The organism is Streptomonospora halophila (assembly GCF_039542725.1).
GTDB classification, from domain to species: domain Bacteria; phylum Actinomycetota; class Actinomycetes; order Streptosporangiales; family Streptosporangiaceae; genus Streptomonospora; species Streptomonospora halophila.
Genome location: NZ_BAABIK010000082.1, coordinates 1 through 885 on the forward strand (window position 1 = coordinate 1; position 885 = coordinate 885).

At 71.3% G+C, this 885-nt stretch carries 1 protein-coding gene; it reads right to left on the reverse strand.

The features are described from left to right. Window positions 1-856: hypothetical protein (locus ABEA15_RS25555; RefSeq protein WP_345559623.1), on the reverse strand; the 856-nt coding region annotated here is incomplete at its 3' end. Window positions 857-885 lie beyond the last annotated feature (29 nt).

Sequence of the window (885 nt, forward strand, 5' to 3'; positions counted from 1 at the left end):
CGCCGATCAGCCAGTTGTGCCAGATCGCGGCGTTGAGCGCGCAGATGCGCTGGCAGGTGCGCGCCCAGAGCCCGTCGGTGGTGCGGGCGGCGTGGCGCTCCAGCCCCAGCTGGTTCTTCAACGTCCAGATCACCGCCTCGATCCGCTGGCGCAGCCACCCGGGAAACGAGGGGTTCTCGGGCTCGTCCGCGCGGGCCGGGCGGACGAGCGGATGGCCCAGCCCGGCCGCGGCGCTCTCGATGCCGGCCCCGGCGAAGCCCTTGTCGCACACGATCGGGCCCGGCCCCGGTGCGGCCTGCCGGACGTGGAGCAGGTGCAGGGCCTGCTTGCGTTCGTCCAACTCCTTGGGGTGGGCCAGGCTGAAGGCGCAGACCGCCCCGTCAGCGGTGGTGACGAGCATGAGTTTGGCGCCCCAGTAGAAGGCGTGGTGGGACTTGTCCATGCCGTATCCGGCGATCTCGCCCAGCCCGGAGCGGTTGACCGTGACCCGGGAGGCGCCGCAGCGCAGCGGGGTGCCGTCCATCAGTCGCAGGTTCTCGTGCCAGGTCGGAACCGCCCGGGCCAGCCACGTGGAGGCGGCGAGCAGGGCCGGTGCCGCATCGCGCAGGTGGCGGTTGTACTCGGACTGGCCGGGCAGGCGGGGGAAGAGGTGGCCGATCCGGTCGGGTGCGGCGCGCATCCAGTGGCGTTCGGAGTCGCAGCGCAGCAGGACTTGGGCGATGGCGACGCAGACGAGTTCGGCGTCGGTGAGCAGCCGGGCGGGGCCGCGTTTTCCCGGTTTCCTGCCCGAGGGCAGGACGTGGTCGTCCAGGTGGACATAGAGTGCGGTGAGAAGGGCGTCGAGGTTTGTCTTCACACACTGATCTTCGGCGCCCTTCGCCATGC